Origin of the sequence: Caulobacter sp. 602-2 (assembly GCF_011043625.1) — a bacterium.
In the GTDB taxonomy this organism is placed as follows: Bacteria; Pseudomonadota; Alphaproteobacteria; order Caulobacterales; family Caulobacteraceae; genus Caulobacter.
In genome coordinates this window covers 39,597-62,161 of sequence record NZ_JAAKGT010000018.1, presented here as the reverse complement: position 1 = coordinate 62,161, position 22,565 = coordinate 39,597, and the positions used below count along the sequence as shown (strand labels likewise).

Genomic DNA, 22,565 nt, shown 5'->3' with positions numbered 1-22,565 from the left:
CGACCCGCCGAACACCGTGAAGTCCTTGGAGAAGACGTAGACGACCTTGCCGTTGATCGTGCCCCAGCCGGTCACCACCCCGTCGCCGGGCACCTTCTGGTCGGCCATGCCGAACTCGGTCCCCCGGTGCTCGACGAACATGTCGAACTCCTCGAACGAGCCTTCGTCGAGCAGCAGGTCGATCCGCTCGCGCGCCGTCAGCTTGCCCTTGGCATGCTGGCTCGCCACCCGCTTCTCGCCGCCCCCCGCTCGCGCCTGCTCGCGACGCCGCTCCAGCTCTTCCAGGATGTGTTGCAAGGTCTTCGGCTCCAAGCTGGGACTGGAACCAAAGGCGTAAAGAGCCCCGGCGGGGCTGGCAAGGCGCAGCCGTCAGGCGGCGCGCGGGCCAAACAGGATGATCCCCGCGCCGGCGAGGCACACGGCCATGCCGATCAGGTCCCAGCGGTCGGGGCGCACCTGCTCGACCGTCCGCATCCAGACGATGGACGACAGGATGTAGATGCCGCCATAAGCCGCGAAGGCCCGGCCCGCCGCCTGCGCCTCGACACGGCTCAGGAGCCAGGCGAAGGCGACCAGGGCCAGGACGCCGGGGATGGTCCACAGCGCCGAGCGCCCCTGCCGCAGCCAGGCCCAGAAGGCGAAGCAGCCGCCGATCTCGCAGACCGCGGCCAGGACGTAGACCAGCGCGCTCCTCACCGGACCGGTCTCATCGGCGAAGGGCGGCGAACCACCGCTCGAGAACGGCCGCCTCGATCGCCAGGTTGGCGGCGCGAGTGACGGCCTCGTGGTCGTCGCCCCACTGTTCGGCCTGGTAGATCTCGTCCAGGCGCGACAGGTCCAGCGCCTTCTGGCCGGTCACCCGCCCCGCGCGCACGGCGAGCGCCAGGACGGTGGAGCCGAACAGGCCCGCCGCATAGGCCACGCCCGCCAGCGAGAAATCGTCGAGCCGCAGGGCCAGGGCCTCGACGGCGGCCAGGGTCGCCGGCGGCTGCGGGGCGTGGATGATCCCGGTCACAGGCTCCAGCGCCACGCCATGCTCGGCCTTGGCCCAGTCCAGCATCGCGCCCCACTCGCGCGCCTGGCGCTCGACCAGGGGCGTGGGGCCGTCGGCGCGGTAGCAGAGCAGGTCCGAGCCGGCATAGGCGGCGACCTCGCGGGCGACTTCGGCGCGCGTCTCGGCGATGCGATCGATGGCGGTGAAGGCCAGGCGAGTGGCCGGCATGGCCGTGGAGTCGATGACCTTCTCCTGGGCCTCCCACTCGGCGGCCACGACCTGCGCCAGGGCCAGGGTCGGCAGGGCCAGCGGCTTCTTCTGCGGCGACTTGGGCGTGCGGCCGTCCAGCAGCACCGGATAGAGGCCGTCCTTGGCCTCGCCGGCGGTCGCGGCCTTGTAGAAGCGGCGCGGCTTTTCGATCAGGTCGGGCTTGTCGGACACGGGAACGGCTCATTTTCACGGAAGGCTGGCGACGGATTTCCGCAGCCTGCGCGTTGAATGGTCGATCGGACGCCATATCGCAAGGGAGAGCCCGGCTTGAGCCTGCCGTCCAAGGACATGATGGCCGCCATCGCCGCCACCCGCTTCGGGCTGGGCGCGCGGCCGGGCGAGATCGAGGCGGCGCGCGGCGACCCGCGCGGCTTCCTCGAGGGCCAGATCCGCCGCGAGGGCGCGGACCTGCCCAAGGATGACGGCGAGAGCGCGCCGACGCGCTACGCCGCCTTCGCCGACTACCGCCAGGAACGCCGCGCCGCCCGCCGCGAGACCAGGACGCCCGCGGCCGACGGCGACATGAAGCCGATCCCCGTGGTCGACGCCCCGCCCAACGCCAACATCCTGCGCGAGGCCCAGAAGGAGGCTCAGCGCTATCTGCGCGAGAAGACCAACGCCGACTTCCTGGCCCGCGCCCAGTTGGCCGCCGACACCGAGGCGGGCTTTCGCGAGCGCTGGGCGCTGTTCTTCGCCAACCATTTCACGGTATCGTCCACCAAGCAGGCCACCGCCGTGGTGATCGGGCCGTTCGAGCGCGAGGCGATCCGGCCGCACGTGTTCGGGCGTTTCGAGGACCTGCTGGTCGCCTCCAGCACCCATCCGGCCATGCTGACCTATCTGGACCAGGCCCAGTCGATCGGTCCGGGCAGCCGGGCGGCGCAGTACGCCGCGCGCGGCGGTCGGCCCCGACGCGTGGGGCTGAACGAGAACCTGGCGCGCGAGATCCTGGAACTGCACACCGTGGGCGTCGACGCCGGCTACAGCCAGGCCGACGTCACCGAGTTCGCCCGCGCCCTCACCGGCTTCAGCGTCGGCCGCGTCCAGGACCCCGACATCGGCGCCTTCGTCTTCCGCGCCAACGCCCACGAGCCCGGCGCCCGCGCGATCCTCGGCAAGGCCTTCGCCCAAGGCGGCCAGGACCAGGGCCTGGCGGTGCTGAAGACCCTGGCCGCCGACCCGCGCACCGCGCGCCACGTCTGCAGCAAGATCGCCCGCCACTTCGTCGCCGACGCCCCGCCCCCCGCCCTCGTCGCGCGGCTGGAGAAACGCTGGATCGAGACCGGCGGCCGGCTGGACGCGGTGGCCGGAGCGCTGATCGCCGCGCCCGAGGCCTGGGACCCGACACCCATGAAGGTCAAGACGCCCTACGAGTTCACGATCTCGGCCTGGCGCGCGATCGGCGGGCGTCCGGCGGCGTTCGAGCGGCTGAACCCCATCCTGACCAGCCTGGGCCAGAAGCCGTTCTCGCCGCCCTCGCCCAAGGGCTGGCCCGACGAGGCCGGCGCCTGGGCCTCGCCCGACGGCCTGGTCAAGCGCATGCAGTGGACGCAAGGGTTCGCCGCCGCCGTGGCCGACGCGCGCGATCCCGACGCCCTGGCCCGCTCGGCCCTGGGCGCACGCCTGGGCGAGCCCACCGCCCGCGCGGTGGCCCGCGCCGAGACCCGCCGCGAAGCCCTCGCCCTGCTGGTGATGAGTCCGGAGTTCCAACGCCGATGACCGATCGCACCCTCTCCCCTTCCCGTCGCTCGTTCCTGGCGGCCGCCGCCAGCCTGGGCGTGTCGGTCAGCTTCGTCGGACGCCAGGCCCAGGCCGCCGACGGAACCAAGAAGCTGGTCGTGGTGGTCTGCCGCGGCGGCATGGACGGCCTCTCGGTGGCTCCTCCCGTCGGCGACCCGGGCTATGCGGCGCTGCGCGGCGGCATCGCCATGAGCCCCGACAAGGCGCTGAAGCTCGACGACACCTTCGCCCTGCACCCGTCGCTGACCACCGTCCACGCCCTGGCCAGGCAAGGCCAGGCCCGCATCGCGCCGGCCATCGCCACGCCTGACCGCGCCCGCTCGCACTTCGAGGCCCAGGACGTTCTGGAGACCGGCGAGGCCAAGGTCTACGGCGCCGACAGCGGCTGGCTGAACCGCACGCTGGAGGTGATGGGGCCGGGCAAGGTCGAGGCCCTGTCGGTGGGGACCACCGCTCCGCTGATCCTGCGCGGCAAGGTGCAGGCGGCCAGCTGGTCGCCCGGCAAGGGCCTGGACGAGGCCGCGCGCCTGCCCACGCTGCTGCAGGACCTCTACAAGGGCGACCCGCTGCTGGGCCCGGCCTTCGCCCGTGGCCTGGAGACCGAGGCCATGGCCCAGGCGGCGATGACGGCCCTGGCGCCGGCTCAGAGCATGGCCCAGTCCATGAGCCAGCCCGCCATGAATCAGCCTGCCATGAACCAGCCTGGAGGCCGTCCCGCCGACAACCGCCAGGGCCGCGAGGCCGCGCGCAAGCTGGGCTCGACCCTGGCCGGCTTCATGCGCCAGGCCGACGGCCCGCAGATCGCCGCCCTGTCGCTGGACGGCTTCGACACCCACGCCGGCCAGGTCGGCCAGATCGCCACGCGGCTGACCTATCTGGACGCCGTGCTCGACGGCCTGCACGAGGGCCTGGGGCCCGAGTGGAGGAACACGGTGGTGGTGGCCGTGACGGAGTTTGGCCGCACCGCCAGGGTCAACGGCACGCAGGGCACCGACCACGGCACGGCCTCGACCGCCCTGCTGCTGGGCGGCGCCCTCAAGCGCGGCGGCATCGTCGGCGACTGGCCGACCCTGGCCGAGCCGGCCCTGTTCGAGAACCGCGACGTCGCGCCGACGCTGGACATGCGCGGCCTGTTCAAGGGCGTGCTGATCGACCACCTGGGCGTGGACCGGGCCGCCGTGGAAAAGAAGGTGTTCGCCGACAGCGCCGATGCAAAAGCGGTGACCGGGCTGGTTTGAGGGACCGCTGCGCGGCCCCCCTCAGTCGCTCCGCGACAGCTCCCCCAGAGGGGGAGCATCCGCAGCGCAGATCCTCCCCCGCTGGGGGAGGTGGCCCGGAGGGCCGGAGGAGGTCACCCCGGAACCGCGTCGAAGGCCATGGTCAGGCGGCGCGCCTCGCCGGTGAACGGCACGGTGCCGTGCCACATGTAGGACGGGAACAGCACCAACGTGCCCGGCGCCGGCTTGACGGCGTGCTCGGCCTGAAGCTTCGGCGAGGTGACGCAGCCGGGCTGGCCGAACTTGATCCAGCCTTCGCGCCGCTCCGCATCGTCAACGCCCGGCGGCAGGTCGATGTAGAAGGCCGACGACACCCAGCCCTGCGGATGGACGTGGTCGGTATGGAAGCCGTTGGGCTTGAGGCTGACCGACCAGCCGCCCTGCACCACCGCCTTGCCGGTGCGGCGGATGCGCAAGGGGTCGCTTCCCTCGCCAAGCTCGGCGGCGTAGCGCTCGACGGTGGCCCGGGCGCTGGCGAAGAAGGCCTGGAAGATCGGCTCCTGCGAGGTGTGCAGCGACTGCACCTGGGCGCCGCCGCGCAGCGACTGCTGCAGCGGATGGGTCTCCAGGTCGTGCAGTTCGCCCAGACGCTTGCGAAGGTCGGCCAGGAAGCTGGAGAGGTCGCTCCAGCCTTCCGGCGTGGGCAAGGTGTAGGGCCGCACGAAGGCGGCGTAGTCGTAGAGCGCGCCGTAGCGGGGGTCGCCGAGGATCCGCCAAGCCAGGGCCTGCAGCGACAGCGCGTGCTGGTCGTAGGGAAAGGCCTGCAACACCGACCCGGCCACCGACGAGGCGCCGGCCGCGTCGCCAACCGCCAGCAGGGCCTCGGCCAGGCTCTTGAGCACCGGCGCGACGCCGGGCGCTGCTCGGGCCGCGGCCTGCGCATGGGCCAGCCCTTCGGCCGTCTCGCCCAGTTCGGCGGCGGCATGGGCGGCGGTGACCAAAAGGTGCAGGTCGCCGGGATGGCGGCGCAGGCCCGCCCGCAGGGTGTCGAGCGCCTGGGGCAGACGGCCGGCGAACTCCTCGACCAGGGCCTGCACGTGCAGCAGGCGCGGGTCGGACTGCCGGGCCAGCGTTGCCTTCAGCGGCGCAAGGGCATGGTCGAGATCGGCGGTCCGCATCCAGCGCAGTTGGGCCAGATCGCGGTGGGCGTCGACGAAGGCCGGGCGGCGGGCGATCGCCTCTTGGAAGATCGTCTCGGCCTCGTCGTAGCGATGCTGGAACTGCACCGCGCGGGCCAGGACCAGCCAGGCCTCCGGCGCGTCGAGGCCCAGGGACATGGCCTTGCGCACCGCGGCCTCGGCCTGCGGCTGGCGACCCAGGTCGCCGTTGGTGGCGGCCAGATTGTACCAGGTCAGGCGATCCTGCGGCGCGCCGCGGGCGGCCCGCTCGTTGAACGGCAGGGCCTCGGCGTGCCGGCCCGCGCCCTTCAGCGCGGCGGCGTGCGCCACCAGCAGGCCGGGCATGGCGGTCGGCCGCGCCGCGGCGGCGGCCGTCAGGGCGATCGCCTGCTCGGCCTGGCCCTTGCCGACCAGATCCCAGGCCTGCTGGACGAGGCCTTGGTTCATCGCCGCTTGGTCTGGCGGCGGGCGAACGGGTTCTGTTCGGCCTCGTCCTCGGAGAAGCCGAACTTGGCGAAACCGGCCTGCATCTCGGGGCTGAGCGGCGCTTCGATGTGCAGCATGCCGGCGCTGGGGTGCGGCAGTAGGATCGAACGGGCGTGCAGCTGCAGCTTCAGCCCCTCGGACAGCGGCGCGGACTTGTCGTCGCCGTACTTGGGATCGCCCAGGATCGGGTGGCCGATGGCCTTCATGTGGGCGCGCAGCTGGTGGGTGCGGCCGGTGTGCGGGCGCAGCGCCATCCACGAGGCGCGCGGGCCCGCGCGGCTGATGGTGACGAACTCGGTCTCGGCCGGCGAGGCGTCCTTGTCCTTGGGATCGGCGGGCACGACGATCTCGCGGTCGTTGACGCCGCGCTTGGCCAAGTGCAGCTCGATCACGCCTTCGGTCGGGTGCGGATTGCCCACGACGATGGCCCAGTAGGTCTTCTGCGCCTTGCGCTTGGCGAAGGCGCCCGACAGCTTGGCCGCCGCGCTGGGGCTCTTGCCCAGCAGCAGCACGCCGGAGGTGTCGCGGTCGAGGCGGTGCACCAGGCGCGGGCGATCGACGCCCTCGCCCCAGGCGCTGAGCAGCTTGTCGATGTGCTTGGTCGTCTTGGTGCCGCCCTGCACGGCCAGGCCGGCCGGCTTGTTCAGCGCCAGGACGTCCTCGTCTTCATAGAGCACCAGCGAACGGGCGTAGGCGATGTCGCGCGGCGACAGCTTGCCCTTGTCGGCCGGATCGGGCGCGTCGGGCAGCGGCGGCACGCGGATCTGGCTGCCGGCGGCCAGCTTGGTGTCAGCCTTGGCGCGCGAGCCGTCGACCCGGACCTGGCCCGAGCGGAACAGCTTGTTGAGCTGGACGTGGTTCAGGTGCGGCCAGCGGCGCTTGAACCAGCGGTCGAGGCGGACCCCGTCCTCGCCCCCGTCGACGTACAGGGTGCGAACTTCCTTCATGCGAACATCCTGCGGGCAAGCATGAGGCCCGCGAAAAGGGCCGACAGCGCGAGGATCACGCTGAGGGCGGTGTAGGTCAGGGCCGAGCCGTAGGCGCGCTTCTCGATCATCAGCGCGGTCTCCAGCGAAAAGGCCGAAAAGGTGGTGAAGCCCCCGAGCACGCCGGTGGCCAGCAGCACGCGGAAGGTCTCCTGCTGGCCGGCCGAACGGAACGCCAGCCAGCCGGTGACGGCCCCCATCAGGAAACCGCCGACGATGTTGACGGTCAGCGTGCCCCAGGGCCAGCCCGGACCGATCCAGCGCAGCGCGGCCATGCCCACCAGATAGCGGGCGACGGAGCCGGCGGCGCCGCCCACGGCGACGAGAAGCACCTTGTTCATGGGCCCCTTATGCGCCGAGCGGCGCCGAACGCCAAGGCCGGGGCGAGCCGGGCGGTCGATGCGTCGCAAGGGTGATGCGCCCGCGCCTCGACATCACTATCCCGCAGCGCACAAAATTAACGCCCCGAAACCAGAAAGAGTCTTGCCCGACAAGGTTTTGCCGAAAGGGTAAAGGTCACCTCAACCCTGTTCCTGCACGGCGGGTTAACGGCGGCGGGCGCAACCTATGGGCTCCACTCGCGAATCCCACGGTCAGATGCCCGCCTCCCTGCCCCCCAAGGACGACACGACCGAACGCCTGGCCCTGCCGCCGGCGATGCTGAACCGCCTGGCCGGATCCGACCTGGTCGGCCGCGGCGCGGTGAACGTCATCAGCATCAAGGCCATCCGCCGCTGGGCCGGCGACTGGTGGGACCAGAAGCGCACCGACGTGTGGACCTATGTCGAGCGCAAGCTGAACGAACATCTGGATCGCGCCGACCTGCGCGGCCGGGTCAGCGAGGACGACTTCCTGATCGCCACGCACAACGACCAGGGCCTGTCGGCCCAGGCCGCCAGCATCCGCATCCTCGAGGACGTGCTGACCCACCTGCTGGGCGCGGCCGAACTGAAGGACATCGGTGTGCGCTCGGTTATCGGCATCGAGCCCGGCGGCGTCGTCTGCCGTCCGATCGATCCGTCCGTGGTGCTGGCCGCCCGAGCCCGCCGCGACTCTGAACGCTCGCCGTTCCGCGCCGACATCGACGTCAGCGACGAGATGCGCCGCACCCCGGTGGCCTTCACCACCAGCGGCGGCGCGGCCCTGCGCGTCGACTTCGCGCTGGAGCACGTCATCGGCCTGCGCCGCAACGTCACCACGGCCATCCGCGTCGAGCCGATCGTCACCCACCTGGGCACCGGCCGCTCGATCAGCGGCCGCGCGATCACCAAGCTGGCCGACAAGGACATCGCCTTCATCGACGAGGCGACGCTGCGCTACGGCGCGGCCTTCGCCAAGGCCGCCCAGGGCAACGAGCGCCCCGACCTGGTGCTGCCGGCCTCGTTCCGCACGCTGGGCACCCAGCGCGGCCGCGACCTGCTCACCGGCACCTCGGGCCTGTCGCTGGCCCTGCTGCGCGGCGGGGTGATGATCGAGCTGGTGGACGTCACCCGCGGCACGCCCGCCGGCCGCCTGCTGGAAGTGGTGGGCCTGCTGAAGGCCCTTACCCGCGGCGTCATCGCCCGCGTGCCGCCCGACAAGGAAGCCTTCAAGCACCTGCGCGACGCCCGCCTGGCCGGCCTGACGCTGGACGCCTGCGACCTTGGCGGCCCGGCCGAGAAGATCGCCATGGACATCATGGCCTTCGGCCGCGAGGCCCGCGGCCTGGCGCCGATGGTCAGCCTGCAGGGCCTGCCGGCCGAGGGCTATTTCGCCGCCGCCGAGACCGCCGGCCTCAGCCACGCTTCGCTGCGGGCGGCCCACCCCTACGCGGCGCGCAACGCGGCTTAACAGACGCGCTGAGACCGACCAGCGGTCTCAGACCCGGCCCATGCCCTTGCCGATGGTGTTGACGACGCTCTGGGCGTCGTAGGCCTCGCCCGGCGGGCGGGGACCCTTGCCGAACACGACCTCCAGCGTGGTGCTGAGCGCCGGCCCAGGGCCAAGGTTGAAGCTCGTGCCCACGCCCAGGCCCACCGACGAGCGGCGACCGTAGCTGCCCGAGCCGCCGCCGACCGAGAAGGTGGGACCGCCCCCTCCCCCGGTCGACTGGGTGACGCGGTCGGCGACGCGGAACCAGGGATAGCCGTCGGCCAGGGCCAGTTCGGCCGCGCGCAGCAGCGCGTAGTCGGTCACCTGGCCCACCGGCGCGCCGGGGCCGCCTCGGAAGGTCACGCGATAGCGGCCGTCCTCCATCTTGTACTGGGCGAAACCGACGTCGGTGGCGCTGGCCTGCGGCCGATAGACGGTGGGCTGGGCGGTGGCGCAGGCGCCGAGGATGAGGGCGCTGGCGACGAGAGCGAGCGGGGTCTTCATGGCGTTTCTCCCTTGCCTCTCAAACGGCTCGGCCAAGTTCAGCGTTCCGGCAGCGCCAAGTCCAGTCTTTCCAGCACGGCCTTGAAGTCGTCCGGCAGCGGGGCCTCGATGCGCCGCTCGCCGCCCTCGGGATGGGGGAACACCAGCCGGGCGGCGTGCAGCATCAGCCGCGGCACCGGCGCGCCGGCCAGCATCAGCGTCCCGCCATAGCGACTGTCGCCGGCGATCGGCCGGCCGATCGAGGCCATGTGGACGCGCAGCTGGTGCATGCGGCCGGTGTCGGGCGACAGCTCGACCAGCGCCGCCTGGGCGTTGGCGGCCAGGGTGCGATAGCGGCTGCGGGCGGTCTCGGCGTCGGGATGATCGGGCTCGCAGACCCGCATGTAGGCCTCGCGGCCGATCGACTCGCGGCGCAGGGGGCTGTCGATCTGGCCGCCGCGCGGCTCGGGCGCGCCGGGCGCGACGATGGCCAGGTAGGTCTTGCGGAAGCGCTTGCCCATCAGGGCCTTGCCCAGGAAGGTCGCCGCCGGCTTGGTGCGCGCGGTGAGGATCACGCCCGAGGTGTCGCGATCCAGGCGATGGATCAGGCGAGGCCGCGGCCGGTCGCGCCGGGCCAGGGCCCAGAGCAGGTCGTCCAGCGTATGGGCCTTGATCCGGCCGCCCTGGCTGGACAGGCCCGCGGGCTTGTTCAGCACGAAGACGCTGTCGTCCTCGTGGATCACCAGCGAGCGCGTGAAGGCGACCTCGTCGGGCGTCAGCTCGATCGGGGTGTCGGAGGCTTTCGGCTTGGGCTGGGCGGGGGGGCGGCGGGGCGGCTTGGACATCGCGGTCACTTACCGCCTCGGCGCAGCTGGCTCCAGTGGTCCAGGCGCTCCTTGACCTTGGCCTCGGCGCCGATCGGCTTGGGCTCGTAGAACTTCGGACGGGCCATGCCGTCGGGGAAGTAGTTCTGGCCCGAAACACCACCTTCGACGTCGTGGTCGTAGGCATAGCCGTCGCCATAGCCGAGGGTCTTCATCAGCTTGGTCGGGGCGTTGAGGATATGGGCCGGCGGCGTCAGGCTGCCGGTCTCCTTCGCCGCGCGGCGGGCGGCCTTGTAGGCGGTGTAGACGGCGTTGGACTTGGGCGCGCTGGCCATGTGCACGACGGCCTGGGCCAGGGCCAACTCGCCTTCCGGGCTGCCCAGGAAGTCGTAGGCGTCCTTGGCCGCCGTGGTCAGCAGCAGGCTCAGCGGATCGGCCGCGCCGATGTCCTCGCTGGCCATGCGCACCAGGCGGCGGGCGATGAACAGCGGGTCCTCGCCGCCCTCCAGCATCCGCGCCAGCCAATAGAGGGCCGCGTCGGGATCGGAGCCCCGCACCGACTTATGCAGGGCCGAGATGAGGTTGTAGTGCTCTTCGCGATCCTTGTCGTAGGCGGGGCGGCGCTTCTGCAGCAGCTGGCCCAGCTGGGTCGGGTTCAGCGGCGTGTCCGTGCCGATCGACAGCAGGGTCTCGGTCAGGGTCAGCAGGTAACGGCCGTCGCCGTCGGCCATGGCGACCAGCACCTGGCGGGCCTCGGCGTCGACCGGCAGCTTGCGGTTCTCGGCCGCCTCGGCCTTGGCCAGCAGGGCCTCCAGCGACGCCTCGTCCAGGCGCTTGAGCACGAACACTTGGCAGCGCGACAGCAAGGCGCCGTTGAGCTCGAACGAGGGGTTCTCGGTGGTGGCGCCGACGAGGGTGACGATCCCCTCCTCCACGAACGGCAGGAAGCCGTCCTGCTGGGCGCGGTTGAAGCGATGGATCTCGTCGACGAACAGCAGCGTCGACTGCCCCGACTGGCGGCGCATGCGGGCCTGCTCGAAGGCCTTCTTCAGGTCGGCGACGCCCGAGAACACGGCCGAGATCTGCATGAACTCGTAGCCGCCGGCCTTGGCCAGCAGGCGGGCGATGGTGGTCTTGCCGGTGCCGGGCGGCCCCCAAAGGATCATCGAGGCCAGGCGATGGGCGGCCGCCATCCGGCCGATGGGACCGTCGGGGCCCAGCAGGTGCTCCTGACCCACGACCTCGTCGAGGCTTTGCGGACGCAGGCGGTCGGCCAGCGGCGCGGGCGCATGGGGCGCGATGCCGGCGGCTTGGAAGAGATCGGACATGGAAAGCAGATTTAGGGGGTTCCGCGGTCAGCGGAAACCCTCTCCCCGAAGGGAGAGGGTTCAAGGCCTCAGGTGCGGAAGCGGGCCGCGATGCGCTGGCCGTTGCGCTCGATGACGATGTTCCAGGTCGCCGCGTCGCCGCGGGTGGCGGCGGCCAGATCGGCCGTGGTGTTGATCGCCCGGCCGTTGACCTCGCGCACGAAGTCGCCCGGGCGCAGGCCAGCGTTCAAGGCGAAGCCCTGGCCGACCTTGGTGACGAGAACGCCCTTGCCGGCGAAGGCGTCGGCGCCGATGTCCTGGGCGGCGGCGGGCGACAGGTTCATCACCGTCGCGCCGTCGAAGGGATTGCGGCCGCTGATCGTGCGCTCGTCCTTGGCCGGAACTTCCGGCGCGGCCTCGGCGCGGATGGTCAGGGTCTGCTCGCGGTCGCCACGACGGATCAGCACCGGCACGCGATCGCCGACCTTGTGGGTGCCGATGGCGAAGGCGCCGCCGCCCTCGTCGTTCACCGCCTGGCCGTCGATCGACAGGATGACGTCGCCTTCCTTGATGCCGCCCTTGTCGGCCGAGGCGCCGGCATAGACGTCGGAAACCAGCACGCCGCGCGGGGTGGTCATGCCTAGGCTCTTAGCCAGGTCGCCGGTCACCGGCTGGCCGCGCACGCCAAGCCACGGCCGCACGACGCTATGAGCGCCGCCCAGGGCCGTCTGCACCACCTGGCGCACCACGGCCGCCGGAATGGCGAAGCCGACGCCGCTGGACGAGCCCGAGCGCGAGATGATGAAGGTGTTCACCCCGATCAGATCACCGTCCATGTCGACCAGCGGACCGCCGGAATTGCCCGGGTTGATGGCCGCGTCGGTCTGGATGTAGCTGCCGAACTCAGCCGCGCCGACGTCGGTGCGGGCCAGGGCCGAGACGATGCCGTTGGTGACGGTCTGGCCGACGCCGAACGGGTTGCCCATGGCCAGCACCAGGTCGCCGACCTCGAGCTGTTCCTGGTCGTCGATGGCGATGGTGGGCAGGCGCTCGCCCTTGGTGTCGATCTTCAGCACCGCCAGGTCCGAGCGCGGGTCGTCGAGCAGCACCGTGGCCGGGAACTCGCGGCGGTCGGCGAGCTGCACGGTGATGTCGCTCATGTTCTCGATGTTGTGGTGATTGGTGATGATCACCCCGTCGGCGCGGACGATGGCGCCCGAACCGAGCGAGCCTTGCACCTGGGCGCGCGGCGTGCCGCCCGCCCCGCCCATGAAGAAGTCCCAGAACGGGTCGCGCGACTGCTGGCGCTGCACGACGCGACGGCTGGCGACGTTGACGATGGCGGGGGCGGTCTTCTTCACCACCGGGGCGAAGGACGCCTTCATCGAGCCGGGATCAGTGGGCGCCTTGCGGGTGGGCTGGGCGAGTTCCGGGATGGACTGGGCCTGGCTGCGCGAGGCCGGATCCGAGCAGGCGGCCAGGAGGGCCAGGGTCGGAAGCAGGACGCGAAGGGCGGGCTTGGACAAGTCGATGGCTCCGTCAGATCTTGCGGCGCGCCCGGTCTCCGAGAGCCCAGACGCGCGCTCTCGCCCCTTAAACAGCGAAGTTTTCAGGCGCAATCAAGGCGTTCAGCGCGCGGGATCAAGGCCCGGTTCCGCGACCGCCAGCGGACGGGCCCTGCGGGTGCCCAGGATGACCAGTAGGCCGCCCAGGGCCAGGAGGCCGGCGATGAGCAGCGGCAGGCCGGGCAGGTGCAGGGTCTGCTCGTGGCGCACGGCGAAGGCCAGCGACAGGCCGTAGAGCGCCGGGCCGATGATCGCCGTCAGGCCCATGATCGCCGAGTTGGCGCCCTGCAGCTGGCCCTGCTCGCTGGGGCCGACGCGCTTGGTCATCATGCCCATCAGGCCGGGCTGGATCAGGGCGGCGAAGGCGCTGACGAACAGGCCCGAGGCGAAGATCCAGCCGTTGGGCGCGAAGGCGAAGACCGCGAACGACACGAAGAAGCAGACAAGACCCAAGATCACCGCGCCGCGCTCCTTCAGGCGATCGACGATCGGCCCGATCAGCAGGGCCTGGACGATCACCCCCAGCACGCCCGACAGCATCATCAGAAGGCCGATCTGGGCGGTGTCCCAGCCATAGCGATAGCCGGTGTAGAGCACGAAGACGCTGGGATAGGCGTTATGGGCCAGCTGCATCAGGAAGCTGACGACGCCTAGGCGCGGCAGGTCCGGGTGCGAGCCCAGGAGCTTCAGCGAACCGACGGGATTGGCCTTCGTCCAGTCGAAGCGCCTGATGCGCTTTTCCGGCGGCAGGGATTCGGGCAGCACCAGCAGGCCGTACAGCCAGTTCAGCAGGGCCATGGCCGCGGCCACCCAGAACGGCAGGTGCAGGTCGATCTTGCCCAGCAGGCCGCCCAGGGCGGGACCGGCGATGAAGCCCACGCTCCAGGCCGCGCCGATCAGGCCGAAGGCCTTGGCCCGGCCCTTCTCGGGCGTGACGTCGGCGATGTAGGCGCCCGCCGCCGAGAAGCTGGCCGCCGTGGCCCCGTGGATGATCCGCCCGACGAACAGCCACCACAGGGTCGGGGCCAGGGCCATGAAGATGTAGTCCACGCCCAGGCCGAAGATCGAGATCAGGATCACCGGCCGCCGCCCGAAGCGGTCGGACATCATGCCCAGGATCGGCGAGCAGAAGAACTGCATCGCGCCCCACACCATGCCGAAGGCGGCCGTCCACTGGGCGGCGGCGTCGGTGTGGCCGCCGGCCATCTCCTTCACCAGGCTGGGCAGCACGGGGATCATCAGGCCGAGCGACAGCACGTCCATCAGGGCGGTGACGAAGATGAAGCCCAGCGCCGCCTTGCGGGCCGGATGGACGATGGGTTCGGACATGCAACCTCCCGGGGGCGGGATGTTTGACCGCCTGTCGGATAATCGGCAAGGGCGTTGCGTCCTTCGAGGCTCGCCTTCAGCTCGCACCTCAGGATGAGGAGTTCAGTGCAAGGACGACCTCATCCTGAGGCGCCCGCGCAGCGGGCCTCGAAGGACGCAGGATCCGTCAGCGGACATACGCGGCCAGCCCCTCCAGCAGTCCCGTCCACCACTGGCCGTGGCGCAGCAGGAACAGCTGGTCGGGAAAGCCGTGGCGGGCCACGTGGTCGGCCGGCACGGTCTCCCAGCCGCGATGCTGCACGGTCACGCGCGTCTCCTCGCCGACGGCCTCGAAGGTCACCTCGACCTCGGTGTCCATGCCGGGCGCGAAGGCCGCCTGCCGCCAGCCGAACACCAGCCGCTCGCCGCGCGCCCAGGTCCGCACGTGACCGATCTCGAACACCTTGCCCGAGGCCAGGCGCTCGACGAGGCGCGCGCCCTCCCCCTCGCCTTCGAAAGCCAGCACGCCCGGCGAGCGCGGGGTGAACGAGAACAGCGGATTGGGCCGCCACCAGGCGCCGATCTCGCCGACGAAGGCGTCGAACACCCGCGCCGGCGACGCCTTGATCCGCAGGGCCGCCAGGATGCGGGCGCTCATGCCTGCTCAGCCTCGATGTGGGCCTTCAGCGCCAGAAGCTGGTCGCTCCACAACGCTTCGGCCGCGGCGGCCCAGGCCTTCAGCTCGGTCATCGGCTCGGGCCGCAGGGCGTAGACCCGCACCCGGGCGTCGAACGGCGGATGGCTTTCCTCGACCAGCCGCGCCTCGCGCAGCGCCCGCAGGTGGCGGCTCATGGCCGGCGCCGAAAGGCCCAGCGCCTGCGCCAGTTCGCCCGCCCGGCGCGGACCATCGGCCAGCAGCTCGACCGTGCGCCGGCGATGCGGCTCGGCCAGGGCCGCCAGGGTGCGGTCGACGCTCACGCCCGGGCATCCAGTTCGGCGAGCAGCCGCTTGCCGGCCTTCAGCCGCCAGGCCTGTTCCAGGGCGCTTTTCAAGGTCGGCTCGTCGACGGCGTCGAGGACGACGTTGGTCGCGCCCTTCAAGCCCCAGCCGCCCTTGACCGGAACAAAGGCGGCCGGCTCGGCGGCGACCAGCATCTCCTGCAAGTCGCGGGTCAGCTGCACCATGCCGAAGCGGGCGTCGGGATAGCCCAGGGTGGCGAAGATCCGCCCGACGCGGAAGTCGGCCGTGCCCATGTGCGCGCCCTCGACGACGCCCGGCAGGGCCAGCGCCAGCCGGCGGAAGTCGTCCGGGCTCACGCCCAGCCCTGGATCTTCAGGCCGGTGGCGGCTTCGGCCTCTTCGCGGGTGACGACCTTGACCGTCTGGCCGACCGTCCAGATGTGGCCCTCCAGGTCGCGACAGCGATAGCTGCGGTCGCCGTAGAACTGGGTGGTCGGCTCCTGCAGGATCTCGGCCCCGGCTGCGCGGGCGCGCTGGCAATGGGCGTCGACGTCGTCCTCGATATGGATGTGCACGGTCTGGGTGTTCTTGCCGCCCAGCGAGGCGGGACTGGCGTGATCGGCGCTCCATTCGTTGCCGACCATCACGTGGGCCTCGCCCAGCGCCATCTGCGAGTGGGCCAGATTGCCCTCTCCGTCCTCGATCAGCAGCACCAGTTCGAAGCCGAAAGCCGCTTCCAGCCACTTCAGGGCGGCCTTGGGGTCCTTGTAGCAAAGCGCGGAAGTCAGGCGAGCCATGCGCCTCTCTCCTATTGCGTTGGAACGCAATATTTAACGCATAACGCAATTATCTGGGCAAGCAAAAAGGGCGAGCCTTGCGACCCGCCCTTTCCTGGTTCAGCGCAGAGCGGCCTTCACCGGCGCCAGTTCGCCATCGACCTTTTCCGGCTTCACGCCGATCACCTTGGCCAGCAGCGGATAGACGTCGACATTGTCGAACACCGGCAGGGTCTTGCCCGACTTGAAGGCCGGACCGTGGGCCACGAACACCGCCTGCATCAGCGGATCTGCGTTGTCGAAACCATGGGCGCCGCCGTCGCGCATCTCCCCGCCCTCGCCTTCACGCTTCTTCTGCGAGGCGGCGGTGGTGATGTACCAGCCGGTCTGGGCCGAGCAGACGATCGGACCGATGCGGCGGTTGGTTCCGTAGTGCAGGCGAGCCGGGATCTTGGCCTTCTCCCAGCAGGTCATGTGCGGGTGCGGACGGACCAGGGCGGCGGTCACGGCCTTCTCCTCGCCGGGCTTGGGATAGAGGCTGGCGATGGCGCCCAGACCCACATAGCGCAGCTTGGAAAGGTCGACGCTGTCGTCGAGCACCACGCGCTGGCTGGCCGGCAGCGGGGCCATGCCGTGGTCGGCGACGATGATCAGGTTGGTGCGGTCATAGAGGCCGCGAGCCTTCAGCCCCTCGACCAGACGGGCGATCGCCACGTCGACGTCGGCCGAGGCCTTGCGCACCTCGGGCGAGTCCGGTCCGTACTTGTGGCCGGCGCTGTCGACGATGTCGAAATAGAGGGTGGCCAGGCCAAGCGGCGCGTCCCTGGTCTCGTCCAGCCACGACAGCAGGGTGTCGACGCGGTCGTTGGACGGCTTCTTCTGGTCGAACACCGCCCATTTGGTGGGCCGCACGCCGGCGATCTCGGCTTCCGAGCCCGGCCAGAACATGGTGCCGGCGCGCACGCCCTGCTTCTCGGCCGTGGACCAGATCGGCGTGGCCATGCTCCACCAGCGGGTGTCGGTGACGGCGTCGCGGTTGGAGAGGGTGAAGGTCACGCCCGGGATCTGCGGGTCCTCCATCGTGTTGCTGACGATGCCGTTGTGGTCGGGGCGCATGCCGGTGACCAGGGCGTAGTGATTGGGGAAGGTCAGCGACGGGAACGACGGGCGCATGGCCGCGCGCACGCCGTCGTCGGCCAGGGCCTTCATGGCCGGGGTGTCGCCGCGGTCGAGGTAGTCGGCGCGGAAACCGTCGATCGAGATCAGGATGGTCAGCGGCGCCTTGACCTTGGCGGCTTGTACGGGCGGTCCCTCGGCGACGGGACGCGGCGCCGTGGCGCAGCCGGAAAGGACGGCGATCGCCAGGAATGCGGCGAAGCGGGAAAGAACGGTCATGGCCGGGCCCTGAAGCAAAGAGTTCCGCCCCTATAGGACAGCTCGGCGACAATTCGTATTGCAGCCGCCAAACAACTTGGCCGACCTGCGTTCCATCGCCCATAGTCGCGACAAGTTCATAAGGGAGTCGTCCGATGTCGCCGAGCCGGGCCCGCGCCGCATGAGTTACGCGCTCGAGGCCGAAGGGCTGACCAAGACCTATGGTGCCGTGCGGGCGCTGGACGACCTGACCCTGAGGATCCCCGCCGGCGGGGTGTTCGGCGTGCTGGGCCCCAACGGCGCGGGCAAGAGCACCCTGTTCCGCATCGCCATGGGCCTGGTGCGGCCCTCGTCCGGCGTCGCGCGACTGTCGGGATCGCCCGCAGGCCACGCCTCGTCGCTGCGCCGGGTGGGCGCGATGATCGAGACGCCGCGCTATCCGCCCTACCTGACCGCCCGCGACGCGCTGAAGATGCTGGCCCTGCAGAGCGGCGCCCATGACGTCGACATCGACGGCTGGCTGGACCGGGTGGGCCTGACGGGCGCGGCCGACCGCAAGACCTCGACCTATTCGGTGGGCATGAAGCAGCGGCTGGGACTGGCGGCGGTGTTCTTCACCCGCCCGACCCTGGCCATCCTGGACGAGCCGACCAGCGGCATGGACCCGGCCGGCATCCAGGAGATTCGCGAACTGATCCGCCGCCTGGCCGCCGAGGAAGGCGCGACCATCATCCTGGCCAGCCATCAGCTGGACGAAGTGCGGCGCGTCTGCGACCGCGTGGCGATCCTGGCCAAGGGCAAGCTGGTGGCCGAAGGGCCGGTCGAGACCCTGGCCGGTCGCAAGCCCGCCCTGCGCATCGTCGCCAGCCCCCTCCCCCAGGTTCTGCAGATCCTCGGCGAGCAGGGCGCGGCTGACGGCCCCGACGCGGCGCTGGCGCAGATCGAGCGCCACGAGGCCCCCGCCCTGATCCGCGCCCTGGTGGGCGCCGGCGTCGACATCCACGAGGCCCGCTGGCGCGAGGCCGACCTGGAGAGCGCCTATCTCGACATCCTGCAAGCCAAGGAGCCGGCCGATGCTCGCTGACGCCATCTCCGCCGAACGCTTTCGTCTGCTCAAGGACCGCGGGACGCTGTTCTGGGGCGTGCTTTTCGCCCCGATCGCGGGCCTCGTCCTCAACATCGGCGGCGAGCTTTTCGCGCGCAGCCTGATGAAGGGCGCCCCGCCGATCCCCGTCGACATCGTCGGGCGCATGGTCAAGGCCCTGGCCGGCGGCGCTTCGCCGGTCGTGGGGCTGTTCGTGCTGATCCTGTCGACCGCGGTGCTGGCCGGCGACTATCGCTGGGAGACCTGGCGGCTGCTGACCCCGCGCAACGGCCGCGTGAACCTGCTGCTGGCCAAGCTGGCGACGGTGGCGGCCGCGGTGGCGATCAGCCTCGTGCTCTACACCCTGGCCGCGGCCGTGGGCGGCCTGTTCAGCGCCGCCACCAGCGGCGGACCGCTCGTCGGCTACCCGGGCGGCTCGCCCCTCGTCGACCTGGCCGGGACCTTCGCGATCAGCTGGCTGCAGTTGATGGTGCTGGTCGCCCTGTCGGCCCTGGTGGGCGTCGTCACGCGCTCGACCATGGGCGCGCTGATCGTCGGGCTGGCGTTCGCCGCCGTCCAGTCGATCGTCGCCAGCCAGATGCACGAGCCCAGCCTCAAGGCCCTGGCCATCCCGGCCTTCTCCGGCGACTTGCTCAAGACCGTCCTGCTCATGCCGCGCAGCGTCACCGACGAGCCCGCGCCCTGGGCCCTGGCGCTCGGCTTCCTGCTGGCCTGGCTGGCCGGCCTGTCGGCCGCGGCTCTGGCGCTCTTCCAGCGGCAGGACCTGACGCGCGAATGACGAGGTTGTTTCCGCTGCGCGCCGCCTGCTTTTCCGGGGCGGCCGCCTTGCTGGCCGCCGCCGGCGGCGCCTGCGCCGCCCAGCCGGACTTCACGCTGTCGCCGGAGCTGCAGGCCAGCATCGAGAAGGCGGCCATCGCGCGCGAGGCGGCGCTGGCCGAGGCGCGCAGGCTGCCGGCCCCGACGCCGCCGCCCTCGCCCACCCAGCGCAAGCCCGCGACCTGCCGCATGACCTCGATCCCCGACGTCGCGCTGTGTCACGAGACGGTGCGCCTGCAGGGCAAGTGGACCGAACGCGACGTCCGCTACGTGCGCGGCGCCGGCGGCGCGGGCTGGCTCGACTTCCAGGGAACCTACGAGGTCGTCGCCGGCCGCTACCGCCTGGCCTCCGACGCCCAGGGCGAGGCCCTGCGCCTGTGCTGGGAGCGCGACGCCCTGACCTGCGAGACGGTGCTCGGACCGCGCATCGACCAGTACGGCGGCGACGAGCGCCATGTCGTCATCGCCCGCCGCGACGCGCCCGACGACACCGTCCGCTACTACTACGTCCAGGCGGCCAAGGACGGCCCTGGGACGGTGCACGGCCCCCTGACGGCCGGCGCCTTCGCGCGCGAAAAGCTGAAACTGGCCCTGCCCGAGTTCGACGGCATCATCGTCAGCCGCTGAACCGCCGTCATGGGCGACTTAGATCGTGCGTCCTTCGAGGCCCGCTGCGCGGGCGCCTCAGGATGAGGAATGCAGTGCAAAGACGTCCTCATCCTGAGGTGCGAGCCACAGGCGAGCCTCGAAGGACGCACAGCCAAAACAGCAAAAAGGCCCCGGATCGCTCCGGGGCCTTCTCGTTTCAGCCTGGGCTGAAGATTAGTCTTCGGCTTCGTTGGCGTAGACCGGACCCGAGTCCTTGCCCTTTTCCGAGACGTCGCGGTCGACGAACTCGATCACGGCCATCGGGGCGTTGTCGCCGTAGCGGAAGCCGGCCTTCAGGACGCGGATGTAGCCGCCCTGACGGTCCTTGTAGCGCGGGCCGAGCACGGCGAAGAGCTTGCCGACTTGCTCGACGTCGCGGACCGAGCTGATGGCCTGACGACGAGCGTGCAGGTCGCCGCGCTTGGCCAGGGTGACCAGCTTTTCGACGATCGGGCGCAGTTCCTTGGCCTTCGGCAGGGTGGTGACGATCTGCTCGTGCTTGATCAGCGAAGCCGACATGTTGGCGAACATGGCGGTGCGGTGAGCCGAGGTGCGGCCGAGTTTGCGGTGGGCGTAGCCGTGACGCATTTCTTTATCTCCTGGGCTCTAAGCCCGAGCGGCGCGAATGAGGCGCCTGTTGGTCACCAATCCCAGCCTCGTCCCGGCCGAGTTCAGAGCGATGCGCCGGGGCCCTCCACCGCATGGCGGCTTCAAAAGGCCCAGGCCGCCTTACGGTCCCGAGGGATCGAAAGGCGGCCCGGATTCAGCGCGAAAGTCTCGATCTTAGATCTGGTCGTCGAACTTCTTGGCCAGGTCTTCGATGTTTTCCGGCGGCCAGTTCGGCACGTCCATGCCGAGGTGCAGACCCATGCCGGCGAGCACTTCCTTGATTTCGTTCAGCGACTTGCGACCGAAGTTCGGGGTGCGGAGCATCTCGGCTTCGGTCTTCTGGATCAGGTCGCCGATGTAGACGATGTTGTCGTTCTTCAGGCAGTTGGCCGAACGGACCGACAGTTCCAGCTCGTCGACCTTCTTGAGCAGAGCCGGGTTGAACGGCAGCTCGGGCTTCGTTTCGTCCGCGGCCTTGGCCTTGGGCTCTTCGAAGGTGATGAAGATCTGCAGCTGGTCTTGCAGGATGCGAGCGGCGTAAGCCACGGCGTCCACCGGGGTGACGGCGCCGTTGGTCTCGACTTCCAGGGTCAGCTTGTCACGGTCCAGGCGCTGGCCTTCGCGGGTCGGCTCGACCTTGTAGGCCACGCGCTTCACCGGCGAGTACAGGGCGTCGACGGCGATCAGGCCGATCGGCGCGTCTTCCGGACGGTTCTGGTCGGCCGGGACGTAGCCCTTGCCGGTGTTGACCGTGAATTCCATGCGCACCGAACCGCCCTCGTCCAGCGTGCAGAGCACGTGGTCGGGGTTGAGGATCTCGATGTCGGCCGGGGTTTCGATCTGGCCAGCGGTGACCGGACCGGCGCCCGAGGCGCGCAGGGTCATGCGCTTGGGGCCCTCGGCGTGCATGCGCACGGCGAGTTGCTTGATATTCAGAACGATGTCGACGACGTCTTCACGAACGCCCTCGAGCGAGGAGAACTCGTGCACCACGCCATCGATCTGGATGGCGGTGACGGCGGCGCCTTGCAGCGACGAGAGGAGAACGCGACGCAGGGCGTTGCCGAGCGTCACACCGAAACCACGCTCGAGCGGCTCAGCAACGATGCGAGCCTTGCGGCTGGCGTCGGCGCCGGTTTCGATCTGCGGCTTCTCAGGACGGATCAGCTCGTTCCAGTTTCTTTCGATCACGTGGTGTCCCTTGAACGCGACTCGCCGGCCGCGTTTGACGCAGCCGGCGAAGGAGAATTGGATCTAAAAAATACTAGACGCGACGGCGCTTGGGCGGACGGCAGCCGTTGTGCGGGATCGGCGTGACGTCGCGGATCGTCGTGATGGTCATGCCGACGGCCTGCAGAGCGCGCAGAGCCGATTCACGACCCGAGCCCGGACCCGAAACGTTGACTTCCAGGGTCTTCACGCCGTGTTCCGCAGCCTTCTTGCCCGCGTCTTCGGCGGCCATCTGAGCGGCGTACGGGGTCGACTTGCGCGAGCCCTTGAAGCCCATCATGCCGGCGCTCGACCAGGAGATGGTGTTCCCCTGAGCGTCCGTGATGGTGATCATGGTGTTGTTGAACGAGGCGTTCACGTGCGCCACGCCCGAGGTGATGTTCTTGCGTTCGCGCTTTTTAACGCGACCCGGTTCCTTGGCCATCGGTCAGGCTACCTTACTTCTTCTTGCCGGCGATCGGCTTGGCCGGACCCTTGCGGGTACGAGCGTTCGTGTGGGTGCGCTGGCCGCGGACCGGCAGGCCCTTGCGGTGACGCAGGCCGCGGTAGCAGGCCAGGTCCATCAGACGCTTGATGTTCATCGAGTTTTCGCGACGCAGGTCGCCTTCCACGGTGAAATCACGGTCGATCGTTTCACGGATCTGAAGGACTTCCGCGTCGGTCAGTTGATTGACGCGACGGGCGTCCTCGATGCCCACCTTCGTGACGATGTCACGAGCGGACTTCGGGCCGATGCCGTGAATGTACTGAAGCGCGATGACAACGCGCTTGTTCGTCGGGATGTTGACGCCTGCGATACGGGCCACGTCTAATGTTCTCCTAGTCACGCACCAAAGACG

At 70.3% G+C, this 22,565-nt stretch carries 26 protein-coding genes and 2 pseudogenes; 7 read left to right on the top strand and 21 right to left on the bottom strand.

Annotated features, from left to right (window positions below; genetic code table 11):
• The 3 genes from G5B46_RS23210 to G5B46_RS23200 form a co-directional block, all read right to left on the bottom strand.
• Window positions 1-297: carboxyl transferase domain-containing protein (locus tag G5B46_RS23210; protein ID WP_276611627.1), on the bottom strand; the 297-nt coding region annotated here is incomplete at its 3' end.
• A 72-nt stretch (window positions 298-369) separates the two neighbouring features.
• Entirely contained in the window at window positions 370-696 is a 327-nt protein-coding gene (locus tag G5B46_RS23205; RefSeq protein WP_165262900.1) for a YnfA family protein, read from the bottom strand.
• A gap of 10 nt (window positions 697-706) precedes the next feature.
• Complete coding sequence (locus G5B46_RS23200; protein ID WP_165262898.1) at window positions 707-1,435, bottom strand: ATP12 family protein; 729 nt, start codon at window positions 1,433-1,435, stop codon at window positions 707-709.
• A gap of 57 nt (window positions 1,436-1,492) precedes the next feature.
• Here G5B46_RS23200 and G5B46_RS23195 point away from each other — a divergent pair, with 57 nt between their 5' ends.
• Both G5B46_RS23195 and G5B46_RS23190 read left to right on the top strand, forming a co-directional pair.
• The gene (locus G5B46_RS23195; RefSeq protein WP_165262896.1) at window positions 1,493-2,983 is read left to right on the top strand and encodes a DUF1800 family protein; all 1,491 of its coding nucleotides are present in this window, start codon (window positions 1,493-1,495) and stop codon (window positions 2,981-2,983) included.
• On the top strand, window positions 2,980-4,242 hold the full coding sequence (locus G5B46_RS23190; RefSeq protein WP_165262894.1) for a DUF1501 domain-containing protein: 1,263 nt from the start codon (window positions 2,980-2,982) through the stop codon (window positions 4,240-4,242). Before G5B46_RS23195 ends, G5B46_RS23190 begins: the two co-directional genes overlap by 4 nt.
• Before the next feature lie 113 nt (window positions 4,243-4,355).
• On the opposite strand, the gene G5B46_RS23185 is transcribed toward G5B46_RS23190, so the two are convergent.
• From G5B46_RS23185 to crcB, 3 genes are read right to left on the bottom strand one after another with little or no spacing between them, the layout of a single operon-like run.
• Window positions 4,356-5,846, bottom strand: coding sequence for a putative 2OG-Fe(II) oxygenase (locus G5B46_RS23185; RefSeq protein ID WP_165262892.1), 1,491 nt, complete (start codon window positions 5,844-5,846; stop codon window positions 4,356-4,358).
• The gene (locus G5B46_RS23180) at window positions 5,843-6,832 is read right to left on the bottom strand and encodes an RluA family pseudouridine synthase (RefSeq protein WP_165262890.1); all 990 of its coding nucleotides are present in this window, start codon (window positions 6,830-6,832) and stop codon (window positions 5,843-5,845) included. The genes G5B46_RS23185 and G5B46_RS23180 overlap by 4 nt, the downstream gene beginning before the upstream one ends.
• Window positions 6,829-7,212 (bottom strand): fluoride efflux transporter CrcB, encoded by a 384-nt coding sequence (gene crcB / locus G5B46_RS23175; protein ID WP_165262888.1) that lies wholly within the window; start codon window positions 7,210-7,212, stop codon window positions 6,829-6,831. The genes G5B46_RS23180 and crcB overlap by 4 nt, the downstream gene beginning before the upstream one ends.
• Before the next feature lie 256 nt (window positions 7,213-7,468).
• Between crcB and G5B46_RS23170 the strand changes: the two genes are divergently transcribed.
• Window positions 7,469-8,701: a hypothetical protein gene (locus G5B46_RS23170; protein ID WP_165262886.1), complete on the top strand. Its 1,233-nt coding sequence runs from the start codon at window positions 7,469-7,471 to the stop codon at window positions 8,699-8,701.
• A gap of 27 nt (window positions 8,702-8,728) precedes the next feature.
• On the opposite strand, the gene G5B46_RS23165 is transcribed toward G5B46_RS23170, so the two are convergent.
• The 5 genes from G5B46_RS23165 to G5B46_RS23145 all read right to left on the bottom strand — a co-directional run bounded on the left by G5B46_RS23165 (window position 8,729) and on the right by G5B46_RS23145 (window position 14,230).
• A complete protein-coding gene (locus tag G5B46_RS23165; protein ID WP_165262884.1) occupies window positions 8,729-9,226 on the bottom strand; it encodes a hypothetical protein in 498 nt (165 codons plus the stop codon).
• Between the two features lie 38 nt (window positions 9,227-9,264).
• Entirely contained in the window at window positions 9,265-10,050 is a 786-nt protein-coding gene (locus G5B46_RS23160) for an RluA family pseudouridine synthase (RefSeq protein ID WP_165262882.1), read from the bottom strand.
• A gap of 5 nt (window positions 10,051-10,055) precedes the next feature.
• Complete coding sequence (locus tag G5B46_RS23155) at window positions 10,056-11,357, bottom strand: replication-associated recombination protein A (RefSeq protein ID WP_165262880.1); 1,302 nt, start codon at window positions 11,355-11,357, stop codon at window positions 10,056-10,058.
• A 68-nt stretch (window positions 11,358-11,425) separates the two neighbouring features.
• Window positions 11,426-12,862 carry a Do family serine endopeptidase gene (locus G5B46_RS23150; RefSeq protein ID WP_165262878.1) on the bottom strand — a complete coding sequence of 479 codons (1,437 nt, stop codon included), beginning with the start codon at window positions 12,860-12,862 and terminating at the stop codon, window positions 11,426-11,428.
• Window positions 12,863-12,964: 102 nt separating this feature from the next.
• Window positions 12,965-14,230, bottom strand: a complete 1,266-nt coding sequence (locus G5B46_RS23145) for a TCR/Tet family MFS transporter (protein WP_165262876.1) — start codon at window positions 14,228-14,230, stop codon at window positions 12,965-12,967.
• Window positions 14,231-14,271: 41 nt separating this feature from the next.
• Between G5B46_RS23145 and G5B46_RS24625 the strand changes: the two are divergent.
• A pseudogene (locus tag G5B46_RS24625) lies at window positions 14,272-14,398 on the top strand (hypothetical protein); the annotation flags it as partial.
• Here the strand turns inward: G5B46_RS24625 and G5B46_RS23135 are convergent.
• The 5 genes from G5B46_RS23135 to G5B46_RS23115 all read right to left on the bottom strand — a co-directional run bounded on the left by G5B46_RS23135 (window position 14,397) and on the right by G5B46_RS23115 (window position 17,339).
• Window positions 14,397-14,867 (bottom strand): SRPBCC domain-containing protein, encoded by a 471-nt coding sequence (locus tag G5B46_RS23135; RefSeq protein ID WP_165262874.1) that lies wholly within the window; start codon window positions 14,865-14,867, stop codon window positions 14,397-14,399. The pseudogene G5B46_RS24625 and the gene G5B46_RS23135 overlap by 2 nt on opposite strands.
• A complete protein-coding gene (locus tag G5B46_RS23130) occupies window positions 14,864-15,187 on the bottom strand; it encodes a metalloregulator ArsR/SmtB family transcription factor (RefSeq protein ID WP_165262872.1) in 324 nt (107 codons plus the stop codon). Before G5B46_RS23130 ends, G5B46_RS23135 begins: the two co-directional genes overlap by 4 nt.
• Window positions 15,184-15,525 carry an MmcQ/YjbR family DNA-binding protein gene (locus tag G5B46_RS23125; RefSeq protein WP_165262870.1) on the bottom strand — a complete coding sequence of 114 codons (342 nt, stop codon included), beginning with the start codon at window positions 15,523-15,525 and terminating at the stop codon, window positions 15,184-15,186. The genes G5B46_RS23130 and G5B46_RS23125 overlap by 4 nt, the downstream gene beginning before the upstream one ends.
• Window positions 15,522-15,965 carry a VOC family protein gene (locus G5B46_RS23120; RefSeq protein ID WP_165262868.1) on the bottom strand — a complete coding sequence of 148 codons (444 nt, stop codon included), beginning with the start codon at window positions 15,963-15,965 and terminating at the stop codon, window positions 15,522-15,524. Before G5B46_RS23120 ends, G5B46_RS23125 begins: the two co-directional genes overlap by 4 nt.
• Window positions 15,966-16,064: 99 nt before the next feature.
• Window positions 16,065-17,339: an ectonucleotide pyrophosphatase/phosphodiesterase gene (locus G5B46_RS23115; RefSeq protein ID WP_165262866.1), complete on the bottom strand. Its 1,275-nt coding sequence runs from the start codon at window positions 17,337-17,339 to the stop codon at window positions 16,065-16,067.
• 160 nt (window positions 17,340-17,499) lie between these two features.
• Here G5B46_RS23115 and G5B46_RS23110 point away from each other — a divergent pair, with 160 nt between their 5' ends.
• The 3 genes from G5B46_RS23110 to G5B46_RS23100 are packed head-to-tail and all read left to right on the top strand — an operon-like array spanning window position 17,500 to window position 19,866.
• Complete coding sequence (locus G5B46_RS23110) at window positions 17,500-18,402, top strand: ABC transporter ATP-binding protein (RefSeq protein ID WP_165262864.1); 903 nt, start codon at window positions 17,500-17,502, stop codon at window positions 18,400-18,402.
• The gene (locus tag G5B46_RS23105) at window positions 18,392-19,201 is read left to right on the top strand and encodes an ABC transporter permease subunit (RefSeq protein ID WP_165262862.1); all 810 of its coding nucleotides are present in this window, start codon (window positions 18,392-18,394) and stop codon (window positions 19,199-19,201) included. The genes G5B46_RS23110 and G5B46_RS23105 overlap by 11 nt, the downstream gene beginning before the upstream one ends.
• A complete protein-coding gene (locus tag G5B46_RS23100) occupies window positions 19,198-19,866 on the top strand; it encodes a hypothetical protein (RefSeq protein WP_165262860.1) in 669 nt (222 codons plus the stop codon). The genes G5B46_RS23105 and G5B46_RS23100 overlap by 4 nt, the downstream gene beginning before the upstream one ends.
• 26 nt (window positions 19,867-19,892) lie before the next feature.
• On the opposite strand, the pseudogene G5B46_RS24620 reads toward G5B46_RS23100, so the two are convergent.
• The 5 genes and pseudogenes from G5B46_RS24620 to rpsM all read right to left on the bottom strand — a co-directional run.
• Window positions 19,893-19,977: pseudogene (locus G5B46_RS24620) on the bottom strand (hypothetical protein); the annotation flags it as partial.
• Between the two features lie 84 nt (window positions 19,978-20,061).
• Complete coding sequence (rplQ, locus tag G5B46_RS23095) at window positions 20,062-20,475, bottom strand: 50S ribosomal protein L17 (RefSeq protein ID WP_101715823.1); 414 nt, start codon at window positions 20,473-20,475, stop codon at window positions 20,062-20,064.
• A 195-nt stretch (window positions 20,476-20,670) separates the two neighbouring features.
• Window positions 20,671-21,687 carry a DNA-directed RNA polymerase subunit alpha gene (locus G5B46_RS23090; protein WP_058348454.1) on the bottom strand — a complete coding sequence of 339 codons (1,017 nt, stop codon included), beginning with the start codon at window positions 21,685-21,687 and terminating at the stop codon, window positions 20,671-20,673.
• 73 nt (window positions 21,688-21,760) lie between these two features.
• Window positions 21,761-22,150, bottom strand: a complete 390-nt coding sequence (gene rpsK, locus G5B46_RS23085; RefSeq protein WP_058348453.1) for a 30S ribosomal protein S11 — start codon at window positions 22,148-22,150, stop codon at window positions 21,761-21,763.
• 13 nt (window positions 22,151-22,163) lie between these two features.
• The gene (gene rpsM, locus G5B46_RS23080) at window positions 22,164-22,532 is read right to left on the bottom strand and encodes a 30S ribosomal protein S13 (protein ID WP_165262858.1); all 369 of its coding nucleotides are present in this window, start codon (window positions 22,530-22,532) and stop codon (window positions 22,164-22,166) included.
• Between the last annotated feature and the right edge of the window lie 33 nt (window positions 22,533-22,565).

Bases quoted from the DNA above. Each gene is read 5' to 3' on its own strand.
- G5B46_RS23195 (WP_165262896.1), top strand. From the start codon at position 1,493: ATGGTCGATCGGACGCCATATCGCAAGGGAGAGCCCGGCTTGAGCCTG.
- G5B46_RS23190 (WP_165262894.1), top strand. From the start codon at position 2,980: ATGACCGATCGCACCCTCTCCCCTTCCCGTCGCTCGTTCCTGGCGGCC.
- G5B46_RS23185 (WP_165262892.1), bottom strand. From the start codon at position 5,846: ATGAACCAAGGCCTCGTCCAGCAGGCCTGGGATCTGGTCGGCAAGGGC.
- G5B46_RS23180 (WP_165262890.1), bottom strand. From the start codon at position 6,832: ATGAAGGAAGTTCGCACCCTGTACGTCGACGGGGGCGAGGACGGGGTC.
- crcB (WP_165262888.1), bottom strand. From the start codon at position 7,212: ATGAACAAGGTGCTTCTCGTCGCCGTGGGCGGCGCCGCCGGCTCCGTC.
- G5B46_RS23170 (WP_165262886.1), top strand. From the start codon at position 7,469: ATGCCCGCCTCCCTGCCCCCCAAGGACGACACGACCGAACGCCTGGCC.
- G5B46_RS23165 (WP_165262884.1), bottom strand. From the start codon at position 9,226: ATGAAGACCCCGCTCGCTCTCGTCGCCAGCGCCCTCATCCTCGGCGCC.
- G5B46_RS23160 (WP_165262882.1), bottom strand. From the start codon at position 10,050: ATGTCCAAGCCGCCCCGCCGCCCCCCCGCCCAGCCCAAGCCGAAAGCC.
- G5B46_RS23155 (WP_165262880.1), bottom strand. From the start codon at position 11,357: ATGTCCGATCTCTTCCAAGCCGCCGGCATCGCGCCCCATGCGCCCGCG.
- G5B46_RS23145 (WP_165262876.1), bottom strand. From the start codon at position 14,230: ATGTCCGAACCCATCGTCCATCCGGCCCGCAAGGCGGCGCTGGGCTTC.
- G5B46_RS23135 (WP_165262874.1), bottom strand. From the start codon at position 14,867: ATGAGCGCCCGCATCCTGGCGGCCCTGCGGATCAAGGCGTCGCCGGCG.
- G5B46_RS23120 (WP_165262868.1), bottom strand. From the start codon at position 15,965: ATGGCTCGCCTGACTTCCGCGCTTTGCTACAAGGACCCCAAGGCCGCC.
- G5B46_RS23115 (WP_165262866.1), bottom strand. From the start codon at position 17,339: ATGACCGTTCTTTCCCGCTTCGCCGCATTCCTGGCGATCGCCGTCCTT.
- G5B46_RS23110 (WP_165262864.1), top strand. From the start codon at position 17,500: ATGAGTTACGCGCTCGAGGCCGAAGGGCTGACCAAGACCTATGGTGCC.
- G5B46_RS23105 (WP_165262862.1), top strand. From the start codon at position 18,392: ATGCTCGCTGACGCCATCTCCGCCGAACGCTTTCGTCTGCTCAAGGAC.
- G5B46_RS23100 (WP_165262860.1), top strand. From the start codon at position 19,198: ATGACGAGGTTGTTTCCGCTGCGCGCCGCCTGCTTTTCCGGGGCGGCC.
- rplQ (WP_101715823.1), bottom strand. From the start codon at position 20,475: ATGCGTCACGGCTACGCCCACCGCAAACTCGGCCGCACCTCGGCTCAC.
- rpsK (WP_058348453.1), bottom strand. From the start codon at position 22,150: ATGGCCAAGGAACCGGGTCGCGTTAAAAAGCGCGAACGCAAGAACATC.